The sequence below is a fragment of the Actinoplanes sp. CA-252034 genome, assembly GCF_050956125.1.
In the GTDB taxonomy this organism is placed as follows: Bacteria; Actinomycetota; Actinomycetes; order Mycobacteriales; family Micromonosporaceae; genus Actinoplanes.
Genome location: NZ_CP191846.1, coordinates 10,796,247 through 10,809,987 on the forward strand (window position 1 = coordinate 10,796,247; position 13,741 = coordinate 10,809,987).

Annotated in this window: 14 protein-coding genes; 9 read left to right on the forward strand and 5 right to left on the reverse strand. The window is 69.4% G+C overall.

Going from position 1 to position 13,741, the window contains the following annotated elements; all coding sequences use genetic code 11:
* Positions 1-190: 190 nt before the first annotated feature.
* The gene (locus ACQPZW_RS48935; RefSeq protein WP_433792787.1) at positions 191-658 is read right to left on the reverse strand and encodes a DUF5318 domain-containing protein; all 468 of its coding nucleotides are present in this window, start codon (positions 656-658) and stop codon (positions 191-193) included.
* Between the two features lie 158 nt (positions 659-816).
* On the opposite strand from ACQPZW_RS48935, the gene ACQPZW_RS48940 reads away from it, so the two are divergent.
* Positions 817-1,422 (forward strand): PadR family transcriptional regulator, encoded by a 606-nt coding sequence (locus tag ACQPZW_RS48940; protein WP_433792788.1) that lies wholly within the window; start codon positions 817-819, stop codon positions 1,420-1,422.
* 23 nt (positions 1,423-1,445) lie between these two features.
* Complete coding sequence (locus tag ACQPZW_RS48945; protein WP_433792789.1) at positions 1,446-2,525, forward strand: inositol-3-phosphate synthase; 1,080 nt, start codon at positions 1,446-1,448, stop codon at positions 2,523-2,525.
* A 70-nt stretch (positions 2,526-2,595) separates the two neighbouring features.
* Here ACQPZW_RS48945 and ACQPZW_RS48950 read toward each other — a convergent pair whose 3' ends face one another.
* The 3 genes from ACQPZW_RS48950 to ACQPZW_RS48960 form a co-directional block, all read right to left on the reverse strand.
* Positions 2,596-3,021 carry a hypothetical protein gene (locus tag ACQPZW_RS48950; protein WP_433792790.1) on the reverse strand — a complete coding sequence of 142 codons (426 nt, stop codon included), beginning with the start codon at positions 3,019-3,021 and terminating at the stop codon, positions 2,596-2,598.
* Between the two features lie 242 nt (positions 3,022-3,263).
* On the reverse strand, positions 3,264-3,719 hold the full coding sequence (locus ACQPZW_RS48955) for a methylated-DNA--[protein]-cysteine S-methyltransferase (protein WP_433792791.1): 456 nt from the start codon (positions 3,717-3,719) through the stop codon (positions 3,264-3,266).
* A gap of 20 nt (positions 3,720-3,739) precedes the next feature.
* The gene (locus ACQPZW_RS48960) at positions 3,740-4,480 is read right to left on the reverse strand and encodes a hypothetical protein (protein ID WP_433792792.1); all 741 of its coding nucleotides are present in this window, start codon (positions 4,478-4,480) and stop codon (positions 3,740-3,742) included.
* An 86-nt stretch (positions 4,481-4,566) separates the two neighbouring features.
* Between ACQPZW_RS48960 and ACQPZW_RS48965 the strand changes: the two genes are divergently transcribed.
* Both ACQPZW_RS48965 and ACQPZW_RS48970 read left to right on the forward strand, forming a co-directional pair.
* The gene (locus ACQPZW_RS48965; RefSeq protein ID WP_433792793.1) at positions 4,567-5,079 is read left to right on the forward strand and encodes a SigE family RNA polymerase sigma factor; all 513 of its coding nucleotides are present in this window, start codon (positions 4,567-4,569) and stop codon (positions 5,077-5,079) included.
* Entirely contained in the window at positions 5,076-6,191 is a 1,116-nt protein-coding gene (locus ACQPZW_RS48970) for a TolB family protein (RefSeq protein WP_433792794.1), read from the forward strand. The genes ACQPZW_RS48965 and ACQPZW_RS48970 overlap by 4 nt, the downstream gene beginning before the upstream one ends.
* Here ACQPZW_RS48970 and ACQPZW_RS48975 read toward each other — a convergent pair.
* A complete protein-coding gene (locus ACQPZW_RS48975; RefSeq protein ID WP_433792795.1) occupies positions 6,188-7,618 on the reverse strand; it encodes a CCA tRNA nucleotidyltransferase in 1,431 nt (476 codons plus the stop codon). The genes ACQPZW_RS48970 and ACQPZW_RS48975 overlap by 4 nt on opposite strands.
* A gap of 118 nt (positions 7,619-7,736) precedes the next feature.
* Between ACQPZW_RS48975 and ACQPZW_RS48980 the strand changes: the two genes are divergently transcribed.
* The 5 genes from ACQPZW_RS48980 to ACQPZW_RS49000 all read left to right on the forward strand — a co-directional run bounded on the left by ACQPZW_RS48980 (position 7,737) and on the right by ACQPZW_RS49000 (position 13,684).
* Positions 7,737-8,603 (forward strand): hypothetical protein, encoded by an 867-nt coding sequence (locus ACQPZW_RS48980; RefSeq protein ID WP_433792796.1) that lies wholly within the window; start codon positions 7,737-7,739, stop codon positions 8,601-8,603.
* A 50-nt stretch (positions 8,604-8,653) separates the two neighbouring features.
* Positions 8,654-10,384 carry a murein biosynthesis integral membrane protein MurJ gene (gene murJ / locus ACQPZW_RS48985; RefSeq protein ID WP_433792797.1) on the forward strand — a complete coding sequence of 577 codons (1,731 nt, stop codon included), beginning with the start codon at positions 8,654-8,656 and terminating at the stop codon, positions 10,382-10,384.
* A gap of 223 nt (positions 10,385-10,607) precedes the next feature.
* Positions 10,608-12,149: a protein kinase domain-containing protein gene (locus ACQPZW_RS48990; protein WP_433792798.1), complete on the forward strand. Its 1,542-nt coding sequence runs from the start codon at positions 10,608-10,610 to the stop codon at positions 12,147-12,149.
* Positions 12,150-12,179: 30 nt separating this feature from the next.
* Positions 12,180-12,851, forward strand: coding sequence for an RNA polymerase sigma factor SigM (gene sigM, locus ACQPZW_RS48995; RefSeq protein WP_433792799.1), 672 nt, complete (start codon positions 12,180-12,182; stop codon positions 12,849-12,851).
* Positions 12,848-13,684, forward strand: a complete 837-nt coding sequence (locus ACQPZW_RS49000) for a hypothetical protein (RefSeq protein ID WP_433792800.1) — start codon at positions 12,848-12,850, stop codon at positions 13,682-13,684. The genes sigM and ACQPZW_RS49000 overlap by 4 nt, the downstream gene beginning before the upstream one ends.
* The last annotated feature ends 57 nt before the right edge of the window (positions 13,685-13,741 follow it).

A 13,741-nucleotide genomic window follows, 5' to 3' on the forward strand; every position in this document is an offset into this window, starting at 1 on the left:
TTCGCCGTACGCGTTCATTCCCTCACACCTACCGGTCGCGGGGGCGCGGTCAGACGGCCCGGACGAGCCGTTCCGACACTGCGCCACGAGCGGGCGTTGTGGGCTGCGATCCCGGCAGCCCCCATGTCATGTGTCTCTGATGACCGGATTCCGGTCTCGAACTCGTACACGTTAGCGAGATCGATCCGGTTCATCGCCGTCCCTCCCCGCTGTGTGACGACTGCCCTGTCCGGTGGGGTCCCCCTCCACCGGACGAGACCATAACGCCGGTGTGCAACATCTCCTCTGCGTCGAGACCGTCGCGGCCGAGCACGAACCTCTCGATCAGGTGGTTCCACGCGCAGGAGCGGCACACCTCGACGACGAAGACCTGAAACTCACGCAGCGTCATCGCCAGCACGGGCAGCTCGGCCAATTTCCGGGCTTGACCAGCGGACTGCTTGAGCTCGTCTCCATAGACGTAGTGCACCAGTGTCAGGTTGTCCCGGCGGCAGATCGGGCACCGCACGTCGGTCGGCTCGCCATGGAAAGTCGCGGCGTTTCTCAAGTAAGGAGACGCGTCACAGACTTCGAGCGGGCCGATCCGGCCGTTTTTGACGTCACGCAGGACTGCCCGCCTCTGTAGCGAGTAGTCGACAACCTGCCGCTGCGTGCGCATGGCGAAGAGAGTACGCGGTCCCCGCTCCCACGGCGACAGTCATCACACAGCGTGGCGCGGCGACTGCGCAGGAGGGGCAAGTTGCGCACTTCCCCCTGCCGATCTACGGTTGCGATGTATCGAGCCGATACATCGGGACACAGTTCGAGGGAGGGCCAGTGCTGGAATTGGCGATCCTCGGTCTCCTTCAGGAGGCCCCGATGCACGGTTACGAGCTCCGCAAGGAGCTCGCCACCAAACTCGGCACGCTGCGCGCCGCGATCAGCTACGGCACTCTCTACCCCACTCTGAAGCGGCTGAAGCTCGCCGGCTGGATCAGTGAGGCGGAGGCCGCCAGCGACATCATTCCCCCGATGACCAGCAAGCGGGGGCGGGTTGTCTACAAGATCACGGCGGAGGGCAAGGAGCACTTCGCCGACCTGCTCACCCAGGCCGGCCCGGAGACGTATGACGACGCCGGTTTCGGGGTGCACTTCACCTTCTTCTCGCGCACCGACCGCGCCACCCGGCTCCGCATCCTGGAGGGCCGGCGCCGCCGCATCGAGGAGCGCCGTGAGGGATTGCGCGAGATCCTCGCCCGGGCCGCCGACCGCCTCGACGCCTACACGCTGGAGCTGCAGCGACACGGCTTGGAGGCGTGCGAGCGCGAGGTCCGCTGGCTCGAAGAGCTGATCACCAACGAGCGCTCCGGCCGTACCCCCGCTGTCCGTCACCGCGCGGAGAGCACCACAGAAGCACCGCGTCCGCATCCGGACCGGCCGTGATGAAGAACAAGGAGGCAAACGCGATGGGTTCCGTCCGCGTCGCCATCGTCGGTGTGGGTAACTGCGCCTCGTCCCTCGTGCAGGGCGTTGAGTACTACAAGAACGCCGACCCGAACGACCGCGTTCCGGGTCTCATGCACGTGACCTTCGGCGACTATCACGTATCGGATGTGAAGTTCGTCGCGGCGTTCGATGTGGACGCCAAGAAGGTCGGCATGGATCTCAGCGAGGCGATCGTCGCCAGCGAGAACAACACCATCAAGCTGACCGACGTGCCGCCGACCGGCGTCACCGTGCAGCGCGGCCCGACCTTCGACGGCCTGGGCACCTTCTACCGGGAGATCATCGAGGAGTCGACGGCCGAGCCGGTCGACGTCGTGCAGGCTCTGCGTGACGCCGAGGTCGACGTCCTGGTGTCCTACCTGCCGGTGGGTTCGGAGGAGGCCGACAAGTTCTACGCGCAGGCCGCCATCGACGCCGGTGTCGCCTTCGTGAACGCGCTGCCCGTCTTCATCGCCTCTGACCCGGAGTGGGCGCAGAAGTTCGCCGACGCCGGCGTTCCGATCGTCGGCGACGACATCAAGAGCCAGGTCGGCGCGACCATCGTGCACCGCGCGCTGGCGAAGCTGTTCGAGGACCGCGGTGTCGAGCTGCTGCGGACCTACCAGCTCAACTTCGGCGGCAACATGGACTTCATGAACATGCTGGAGCGCAACCGCCTGGTCTCGAAGAAGATCTCGAAGACCCAGTCGGTGACCTCGCAGATCCCGCACGAGATGATCAAGAGTGACGTGCACATCGGCCCGTCCGACCACGTGCCGTGGCTCGACGACCGCAAGTGGGCGTACATCCGCCTCGAGGGCCGCTCCTTCGGTGACACCCCACTGAACGCCGAGCTCAAGCTCGAGGTGTGGGACTCGCCCAACTCGGCCGGCGTGATCATCGACGCGGTCCGCGCCGCGAAGATCGCGAAGGACCGCGGCATCGGCGGCCCGATCCTCTCGGCGTCGTCCTACTTCATGAAGTCCCCGCCCGTTCAGTACAGCGACCACGACGCGCACGCGTCCGTCGAGGCCTTCATCAAGGGCGAGATCGAGCGCTGACCTTTCGACCGCCGAAGGAGACGGCTCCCCGAGAGGGTGGGCCGTCTCCTTCGCGAAGCTCAGTGGGTCATCAAGGGATGATCTCGCCCTTGACTACCTTCCACTCGGAGCATGCGCCCTTGGTTTTCGTACCGAAGTCATAGGTGCACGCCTGGGCGTAGATACCGCTGCTCTCGACGTAATCCTTGGTGCACTTGCCCCACTTGCCATTGCCCAGCTTGTTGGCACACGTTCCGAAACGCGCAACGTTGAAGTTGATGTAGTTTTCCCAGAGCACGATGGCGGACCTGCCGTCCGCGGCGGTGTCCTGGATGAACCAGGTGTCACCGTTGTCCACGAAGTAGACGGTTGCGCCGGCCACTTTGATCTCTTCGGACGTGTCCGACGGCTTGGACGCGGCCACCGCCACGTTGTCCTCTGCGGCGATCGCGGCCGCTGCCGGGCTCGGCGCCACGAAGACGGCCAGTCCCAGGCCCAGCATCGCGACTGCTCCCACGATTCCGGACCGCACCTTGCTCGTGATTTTGCTCAAAGGGATCTCTGGTTCCTTTCTGACACCACTCAGGCGGATACACCCCGCGCGTATCGCCTACGGTCGTCAGCCAGGAAGTCCGGTACATCACTGTGATCACCGATCGTCACCTGCCTGAACCGCCCGGTGACCATATCAGTGATCTTGAATTTGTGCGCCCGCCGAAAACCTGGGGCGGCCGGCCACTTCGCCTGCCGAACGAGGCGTCAGCTCCAGGCTCGTTGCAGGGCGACCGCGGCCTCCAGCTCCAGCAGGATGCGTTTGCGGTCGAGGCCTCCGCCGAAGCCGACCATCTTGTTGCCGGCGCCGACCACCCGGTGGCACGGCACGATCACCGGGATCGGGTTGTGGTTGCAGGCCGTGCCGACCGCACGGGCCGCCCCCGGGTCGCCGAGCGCGGTGGCGATCGCCCCATAGGTGATCATCTCGCCGTACGGGATCCGCGCGATCTCCGCCCAGACGGCCCGCTCGAACTCCGAACCGCCACGCATGTCGAACGGCACCGTGAAGTCGGTCAGCTCCCCGGCGAAGTAGGCGCGCAGCTGCTCGGCCGCGGGATGGTCGGTGGACGGCCCCGGCCGGGCGGCGAAACGGACGCCCACCACGGCCGGGCCGTCGACGACGAGACCGAGCGGACCGATGGGCGACTCGATGACGAACATGGCCCCCAGTCTGCCCGGAACTACCCGACCTTGACGGCGTCCCCGGCCGCGGCCCCACTGCGCTTCCCGTCACCCGCGTAGACGGCCTTCCACACCCCACTGCGGGCGGCGGTGAACCGCTTGCTGTAGACGCCCTTGGCGTTCGTGGTGGCGGTGCCCTTGTACGTCCAGTTGGTCGCGTCGTTCGCCCTGAACCAGATCTTCACCTTGGCTGCGGCGTACCCCTTGCCATCGACCCTGAGAAGGCCTTTGGCGGTGATCTTCTCGCCCTTGCGCACCGGCTCGGGTGACGCGTTCAGCGTCAGTCTGGCCGGCCGCTTGATGAAGATGTCGATGAACTCGGGGTCGAGGTACTCCGCCTGACCGGGCCCGGAGTAGACGCCACCGGACACGACGGCGAGGTAGCGGCCGGACCGGTCGGTGCCGCACAGCGGCACCGTGGCCCGATAGGTGGTCGTCTCCCCGACCCGGGTGAGGCTCCTCCCGCGCAGATGGCCGTCCCGCGAGAGGGGGCCCTCGATGTCGACGCGGACCCCGCTCGGCGCCGGGCTCCCGGCCGGGATGGGTGCGCTCAGCACCGCGGTGAAGGTGACGTTCCTACAGCCTGCCGTGGAGCCCAGGACGACGGTGTCATGACTGACCGTGACCGACTTGATGACGATGTCGGAGTCCGCGGCGAGCACCGGTGCGCCGATGAGGAGCCCGGCGGCGGGCGCGACGGCGAGCAGGGCCGCGAGGACCCGGTTGCGTACGGCGGTCATTGGCAGGACGCTACCGTTCCGACGCGCGAGAAAGCGAGATGCAAAGATCTGGATCCCGCATGCGTCATGCCCGGCGGAGGTGACCGGTGAAGCAGTCGCTCGAGGACGAGTTCACCGCATTCGTCGCGGAACGGGGGCAGGTGCTGCTCCGGATCGCGCATGCGCTGACGGGCGATCGGGAGTCCGCGCAGGACCTGGTACAGGGTGCGCTGGCCAAGGCGTACGCACGATGGCCGCGGATTCACAGTGACGCCGAGGCGTACGTACGAAAGATCATCTACAACGACCGGGCATCCGCCTGGCGCCGTCCCGCACGCCGCAACGAGGTGTTCGTCGCCGAGGTGCCGGACCGGGCCGCCGAGCGCCGCCACGACCAGGACGTCACCGATCGGCTCACGGTCCGCAACGCGCTGCTGTCGTTGCCGGCCCGGCAGCGGGCCGTACTGGTGATGCGCTACCTGGAGGACCGTTCGGTGGAGGAGACCGCCGAGGCCCTCGGATGCCGGCCCGGCACGGTGGCCAGCCAGGCGTCGCGGGCCCTGGCCAAGTTGCGCGACATGGTCGGCGACCGGATCACGTCGATGGGAGGGGTCCGATGAGGGACTTGGAGGAGAGCTTGCGCCACGCCGTCCAGGACCTCGCCGACGAGGCTCCGCACGCCTTCGATCTCGCCGGCGCGGCTCGCGTCCAGGGGCGCCGGATCCGCCGCCGGCGGCAGGTCGCCACCGGTGCGTTCGCCCTGGCTCTGCTCTCGATGGTCACGGTGCCCTACGTGTGGCTGCGACCGGAGCCACCTGCGCCGGTCGTGCAGCCGGCGCCGTCGGTCACGGTGAAGCCGAGCGTCCGCGCGCTGCCCGATTTCACGGTCGAGGCGCCCTACCGGCTTCCCGGAGGGGCGATCGTCACCATGCTCACCACCACGACCAGGGTCGACGACGGGGAGGACGAGTACACCCACGTGGCGCTGGACCGGGACGCCGGCCGCTACCGGCAGCTGCCGTTCGGCCAGGCCTCGCCGGCCGTGTCACCCGACGGCGAGCGGTTCGCGATGAAGGGCGGCCCGGACCAGATCCGTATCCTGAACGCCGACGGCGATGTGCTGGACGAGCTCAGCATCGACACCTTCTCCTGGGGCGGCAGCGACCCGGTCTGGTCGCCGGACGGCTCCCGGTTACTGGTGCCCACCTCTGGTGGTTTCGCCGTCTACGAGAGCGGCAGCCGGAAGTACCGCGAGTTCTACAAGCCGGACATCCATTCGCTCTGCTCCGAGTTCTGCTCGTTCAGTTGGCTTCCGAACGGTCGTGAGATCGCCGTGCCACGACGGGACGTCAGCGTCACGCGGAGCGAGGCCCACCCCGACAAGATCGAGGCTGCGATCGTCTACTCGGCCGACACCGGCCAGCGGGCACGGAGCATCCCGATGGCGGGTGTGCCGGTCGGTAACGGCGCCTGGTCCCCGGACGGCGGTACGGTCCTGGTCCACGAGAAGACCGACACGTCCGACGGTATCCGTGTGGTCGACGCGGTCAGTGGCCTACCGCGCAGCGAGCTGCTGGCCGGACCGGACGCGATCTATCTGGCCGACGGCCGGATCCTGGCCTTCGGCAACCGGTACGCCCGGATCCACGCCGCCGACGGCACGCTGCTGGAGGACTACCGGATGCCGAGCCGGTTCACCGACGACGTGACCGTGCGGGTGGCCCGCAGCTAGGCGATGTGGCCCTGCGATCGGGCCCACTTGAGAAGCTCCGCCTCGGCCTCGTCGCGGTCCAGCGGACCCCGGTCGAGCCGGAGCTCTTTCAGGTGACGCCAGGCCTGGCCGACGATCGGGCCCGGCGGCACCCCGAGCAGCTCCATGATCGCGTTGCCGTCGAGGTCGGGGCGGACCTTGGCCAGGTCCTCCTCGGCCTCGATCCGGGCGATCCGCTCCTCGAGCGCGTCGTAGTCGGTGGCGAGTTGGGTGGCCTTGCGGCGGTTGCGGGTGGTGACGTCGGAACGGGTCAGCTTGTGCAGCCGGCTCAGGAGCGGACCGGCGTCGGTCACGTAGCGGCGCACCGCCGAATCCGTCCACTCGCCCCGGCCGTACCCATAGAAGCGCAGGTGGAGGGCGACCAGCCCGACCACCTCGGAGGTCACGTCCTTGGGGTATTTCATGGCCTTCATGCGCTGCTTGGTGAGCCGCGCGCCGACGACCTCGTGGTGGTGGAAGCTGACCCGGCCGTCACGGCCGACCGCCTTGGTGGCGGGTTTGCCGATGTCGTGCATGAGCGCGGCCATCCGGAGCACGAAGTCCGGCCCCTCGTCGCCCTCGAGCCGCATCGCGTTGCTGACCACGATCAGCGTGTGCTCGTAGACGTCCTTGTGCTGGGCGTGCTCGTCGATCTCCAGCTTGAGCCCGGAGATCTCCGGCAGGAAGCGGTCGGCGATCCCGGTGTCGACGAGCAGCCGCAGACCGGTGATCGGGTCGGCGGCGGACATCAGCTTGGTGAACTCGTCCCGGATCCGCTCCGCGGTGATCCGGTCCAGGTCGGTGGCCATGTCCCGCATGGCGGCGACGACCGGCTCGTCCACTGTGAAACGGAGCTTCGCGGCGAACCGGGCGGCCCGCAGCATCCGGAGTGGATCGTCACCGAACGAGACCGACGGCGCCGACGGGGTACGGATGACCCGCGCCGCGAGGTCACGGAGCCCGCCGAACGGGTCGGTGAACTCGTGCCCCGGCACCGACACGGCCATCGCGTTGATGGTGAAGTCACGCCGGGACAGGTCGTCGGCCAGCGAGGTCCCGTAGGAGACCACCGGATTGCGCGTGACCCCGTCGTAGGCCTCCGCCCGATACGTCGTGATCTCGATCCGCAGACCGTTCTTCTGGATGCCGATCGTGCCGAACTCGCGCCCGGTCTCCCAGATCGCGTCGGCCCAGCCGGTCACCGCGGCCAGGGTCTGCTCGGGCCGGGCGTCGGTGCAGAAATCGAGGTCGTCGCCGAGAGCGCCGAGCAGCGCATCACGGACCGACCCGCCGACCAGGTGCAACTCGTGCCCGGAGTCGGCGAATCGCCGCCCGAGCTCATCGGCGACGGGGGACACGCGGAGCAACTCGGCTACCGCTCTCTGCTGGGCGTCGTTCAACACAGACATGGGGTCACCAGCGTATCTGCCCGGCCCTCCTCGGGCGGTGGGCGGGGCGGCCGGATGGGAGGTGGGCGGTCGACGGCCGCCGTGGCACCGGGAGTCGCCGCCGGGCAGGATTGGTGGCATGCCGGTTTCCGAGGCTCTGCGCCGTCTCGCCCAGGACCCCCGCTTCTGGACCGGTCAGGTGACCGAGGCCACCGAGTTGCACATCTCCTTCCCCGTGGTCGGCGGTTACTCGCTCACCCTCGACATCGATCTGCCCGGCGGCGACCGTGCTCTGGGTCTGCGCCGCCCGTCGTCGAGCGAGCCGGTGCAGATGGGCTGGGCGCCGGCCGAGGGTCCGTTTCCGGCCTCGCTGCATTGGTGGGAGCTGGAGTCCTTCGCCCGGGTGATCGCTCTCGCCGACCCGTTGCTGCCGCATCCGGGCCTGGTGGTGGCGCTGCTGTCGCCGTTCGCTCCGGCCGGCGAGGACGACGATCCGGCCGAGATCGCCGCGGTGCGCGAGGCCGCGTACCGCTCGCTGCGCCGCGAGGTCCCGGCGGCCGAGCCCTCCGGGCCCGAGCAGACGCCGCTGCCGCTCTTCGCCGACGATCGGTGGTGGCCGGCGCCCCCGATGCCGTCACCGCAGGTCCTGGACGAGGCCGCGGTCGCGGAGTTGAGCGCACCGGCCCCAGCGCGGCTCCACGTTCGCGTCGGCGAGCGGTTCCCCCATGAGGACCTTTCCGATCTGGTACGCCGTGCAAGCGCCGTCCTCACACTGCTTCCCGATCAGGCGGCGTACGCCGGCACGCGAGCCCTGGCCGGTCGCATCGCCGACTCCGGTGACCTGGACGACGTGCCGGCTCTGCTCGGCGCGCTGACCGAGGCCGGTTGTGATCATCCGACCGTGCTGGATGCGCTGAGTGAGCCTCTGGTTCCGCTGGAGGCATGCTGGATGGTGGAGACGCTGGCCGGCGTGCAACCCGGCACCCTCCTGCGTCGGCACGTGTGACTTTTGCGCTTTATGGTGGCTGCAACATCGGCTGGGTTCTGGAGGCTTGGGTGAACGGCGGCCTGTACCGCAGCACGCACGCGGCGCCGGACGGCCGTCCTCCCACTCAGGAGGGCGTGACCGTCGTCTCGGTCGAGGACCAGGCGCCGGAGCAGCCTGGGCACACCGAGGTCGGCAGCACGGCCGGCCAGAGCGCGATCATGGCGATCGGCAGCCTGGTCAGCCGGGTGATCGGCTTCGTCCGTAACGCGCTGATCGGCATGGTCCTCGGCGAGGCGGTCGGTGACGCGTACACCGGGGCCCAGTTCCTGCCGGGCCAGATCTACGAGCTGCTGCTCGGCGGCATCCTGTCCAGCGTGCTGATCCCGCTGCTGGTCCGGCGGCGCAAGGCCGACCCGGACGGTGGACAGGAGTTCACCCAGCGGCTGCTCTCCTTCGCCGTGGTCATGCTGGGCCTGGCGACCGTCCTGGTGGTGCTCGCGGCCCCGTTGATCACCGCGATCCAGACGAGCGGCGACAAGACCTCGCCGGACTTCCGTGAGCTGGTCACGAGCTTTTCCTACCTGATCCTGCCGATCATCTTCTTCACCGGCCTGTCGGCGCTGATCGGCGCGGTGCTCAACGTGCGCGGCCACTTCGCCGCGCCGATGTGGGCGCCGATCCTCAACAACATCGTGGTGATCGCGGTGTGCGGGGTGTTCCTGCTGGTCTTCGGCACCGACAAGGAGCTGACCCCGGAGAACATCAGCGGCGCCGAGCTGGTCCTGATCGGCGCCGGCACCCTGCTCGGCATGGTGGTCCAGGCGATCGGCCTGCTGCCGGCCCTGCGCAAGGTCGGTTTCCGCTGGGCGTGGCGGTGGGCCCCGCGGGAGTTGGGGCTGCGCGAGATCGGCCACCTGGCCGGCTGGATGCTCTGCTATGTCGGTGCCAACCAGATCGCGGTCTTCGCGCTGGTCCGGGCATTGAACAGCGCCGGCAGCTCGGACAACCCCGGCGCGCTGGCGTTCAACAACGTCTTCCTGCTGATGATGATGGCGCACGGGATCATCGGCGTCTCGGTGATCACCGCGCTGCTGCCGAAGATGAGCGCGGCCGCCGCCGAGGGCCGGCTCGCCGAGGTCAGCGACGACCTGAGCCGCGGCATCAAGCTGGTCTCCGCGGCGCTGGCCCCGATCGTGGTGGCCTACGCCGTGCTCGGCGGCCCGATCGCGGTCCTCCTCTTCGAGGGCGGGCGCATCACCAATGCCGACGCGCTGGACATGGGCACGGTCCTGACCGTGGCGGCGTTCGCCGTGCTGCCGCTGTCGATCAGCTTCCTGTGCACCAACGTCTTCTACGCGATGCAGGGCAACAGGACCGCGGCACTGATCAACCTGCCGGTGGTCGCGGTGCGGATCGCCGGGTACTTCGCTCTCGCCGCGGTCCTCGACGAGTCGCTGACCGCGGCCGGGATGACCGCGGCCAACGGCGTCTCCTACCTGCTGTCCGCGGTGATCTCGCTGGCCGTCCTTCGGCGCCGGATCGGCCGGCTCAACCTGGGCTCGGTCGCCGCGTCACTGCTGCGGGTGGTGGTCGCCGCCGGGGTCGCCGCCGTGCTGGCCGTGCTGGTGACACGGCTGCTCCCGGGCTCGGGCGAGCCGGACGGCCGGATCGAGGCGATCGTGCAGCTCGCCGTCGGCGGCGTGGTGATCCTGATCGCCTACATCGGCACGGCGCTGCTCCTGCGCGTCGGCGAGGTGAGTCAGGTGGTCGGGATGGTGCGCCGGAAGATCGGCCGCTGATCATCGGGTATCCGTCCTGAACAGGTGATTCCGGACCTATCAGACACCGATTGGTCCCGTTCGTGCCCTTCGGCGGCGGTGCCGCGCCGGGGGGACGACCTGCCAGAGCATGGCCCTGTACGGGTATGGTCGGTGACGGCATGTGCGGGATCCCGCTGTCCCGAGCGCCGCGAGGCTGCCCGGGGAGTTCATCACCGAGGAATGCACCACCGAGGGAGGACTGGTGACCCAGGTCGGCGAAGGCCACGAGACCGCGGCCGACGAGGCCGGACCGGTCTTGACCTTCGGTGCCCCCACCGCCGGTGAGGTTCTGGCCGAGCGATACCAGCTGGAAGAGCACGTCAACAATGACAGTGCCGGCCGGCAGGTGTGGCGCGGCATCGACGTGATCCTCCGGCGCCCGGTCGCCATGGTGCTCCGGCACCCCGGCGGCGACTCCGCCGTCGAGATGCTGCAGGCGGCGGTCGCCGCGAGCCGGGTGATCCACCCCAATCTCGCCGGCGTCTACGATGCGATCGACGAGCAGGACCGGGCCTACGTGGTCCGTGAGTGGGTCGACGGCGAGTCGCTGCGTGACCTGATCGGCGGCGACGGCCCGCTCGACCCCGCCCGGGCGATCGCGATCGCCCACTCGGTGGCCGACGCCCTCACCGCGGTGCACGCCACCGGCATGATCCACGGCAACGTGCATCCGGGCAGCATCCTGATCGCCGACGACGGCCGGGTGGTCCTGGCCGACGCGCGTGCCGACGCGGCCGACAGCACCGAGACCGACGTGCGTGCGGTCGGCGGCATCCTCTACTTCGCGCTCACCGGCCACTGGCCGCACACCGAGGTGGGCGGCTCGGCGCTTCCCGACGCGACGCGTGACAGCGCCGGCAACCCGGCCGCCCCGCGCCAGATCCGCGCGGGCATCCCCGCGTACCTCGACGATCTCACGATGGACCTGCTGGACCGCCGGGTGGCCGCGCCCGGCTCCGAAGCGCTCACCTCCGAGCTCGGCCGGCTCGACGCCGCCGCCGAGGACGAGGAGTACGAGGACGTCGGCCCGCTCCGCTTCGTGCAGAGCGGCACCGGATCGTCCAGCGAGCCGATCCGCAGCGCCCCGAAGATCCTGGTCGGCGTCGGCGCGCTGATCGTCATCGCGATCATCGGCCTGATCTTCGGCATCCGCGCGATCAACAACACCGGCAACTCGACCGACTCCGGCAACACGCCGGCGGCCCAGCCGACCAACGCCGGCGACAGCACCGCCCAGCAGCCGGCCCCGGTGCCGCAGGAGATCAAGCTCACCGCCGACATGGTGCGCATGGTCGACCCGCCCGACGGCGACCGGGTCGACAACGACCAGGCCAAATACACCGTCGACGGCGATCCCGGCACTGCGTGGGAGACCCAGAAGTACAACACCGCCCCGTTCGGCCGGCTCAAGTCCGGCATGGGCATCCTGATCAACCTGGGTCAGCCGCGGGCGCTGTCCGAGGTGCAGGTGCTGACCTCGGCGCCGGGTGCGACGATCGACGTGCGTACCGGCCCGAAGGACTTCGGCGACAGCAGCGAGGGCGACAAGAAGGTCGCCAACGACTTCAAGTCGCTCAGTGACGAGAAGCCGGAGAAGGCACCCGGCACGAAGTGGTTCTTCACCGGCTTCGACCCGAACGAGAAGTACCAGTACGTGCTGGTCTTCCTGACTTCGCTGCCGCGCGCCGAGGACGGCGACCGGTTCCAGATCAGCGTCAGCGAGATCAAGCTGTCCGGTTACTGATCAGCCCGGCCGGTGCACTAGATTGCTGGCGTGACGTTCCGGGACGTTCCACCCGGCGGCCTCGGTGACGCGCCGAGCGACGCCGAGCTGGTCCGCGCCCATGTCGAGGGTGACCCCGAGGCGTTCGCCGAGCTGGTGCGGCGCCATCGGGACCGGCTGTGGGCGGTCGCCCTGCGGACCGTCGGCGACCGCGAGGAGGCCGCCGACGCCGTCCAGGACGCTCTGCTCAACGCGCACCGCAACGCGGCCAAGTTCCGCGGCGAGGCGGCCGTCACGACGTGGCTGCACCGCATCGTGGTGAACGCCTGCCTGGACCGGCTCCGCCGCCGGAAGGCCCATCCCACCGTCCCGCTGCCCGACGGCGCGCGTGACGACGACCGTCCCACCGGCCCGGAGCCGGCCGCCACCGTCCCCGATCAGGACACGGTCCTGGTCGTGCGGGACGCGCTGGCCGCCCTGCCGTTCGAGCAGCGTGCCGCGATCGTGCTCGTCGACGTGCAGGGCTACGGCGTCGCGGAGGCGGCCGAGATGCTCGGTGTGGCGGAGGGCACCATCAAGAGCCGATGTGCCCGTGGCCGCGCCAGGATGGCGATGACCCTGGGCTATCTGCGGGGGAACCGGAGCGACGGCGGGACCGTCCCATCCAGGTCGGAAGCGGCGGGTCCGCTGCCGACTGGAGTCGAGCGGAGGGAGCCGCGGTGACGGGCGCCGAGTTCGAGGGGGTCGACATCGACCTGCTCGCCGACTATGTCGGTGGCGCTCTGGACGGCACCCCCGATCAGGAGCGTGTGGCGGGTCTGGTCGCCACCGACGACGCCTGGCGAGCCGCTCACGAGGCACTGGAGCCGGCGATGATCGCGGTCGGCGGCGTGTTGCGTGAGCTGGAGCCGGAGCCGATGCCCGACGATCTGGCGGCCCGGCTGGACGGGATGTTCCGGACGCCTCTTGCGCCGGATGGGGAGTCGCAGCCCGTACCATCGAAGGTCGTTGATTTTGAGAAGGCCCGTCGGCGCCGGCGGTGGGTCGCGCCGATCACGGTGGCCGCCGCAGCGGTCGCGTTCGCGGGTTTCGGGGTGAACGCGTTCCTCGCGTCGGACGCGAAGGACTCCTCGGCCGACATGGCCAACTCGGAGGCCGCGCCGATGGCCGCCGGAGCCGGGTCGGGCGGCGAGGCGACCCACAGCGGCGCCGACTACACCGAGAGCACGTTGGCCCAGGCCATGCCGGGCCAGATGCGCACCGCGGCCGGCTCGGCGGACTCACCGGCATCCGCTCCCGGCGCCGAGCTGCAGGTGTCCCAGCTGGACCGCCTGGCCATGCCGACCGCTGTCGCCGCCTGTATCGACGAGATCACCCGGGCCAACAGCGGCGGGGTGATCTCGGTGGAGTTCGTGGATTATGCCCGGTTCGAGGGCGCCCCGGCGCTGATCGTGCGTTTCTCCGCTGCCAACGGCATCTGGGTGTGGGCGGTGGGCCCGGAGTGTGGCACGCCCGGTGCTGGCGCGGACGAGCTGAAGCGAGTGCCGGTACGCTGACGAGCATTCCCCGCGTGAGGTCGGACACCAGCCGTGCCCGGGGAATGGCGGATGCCT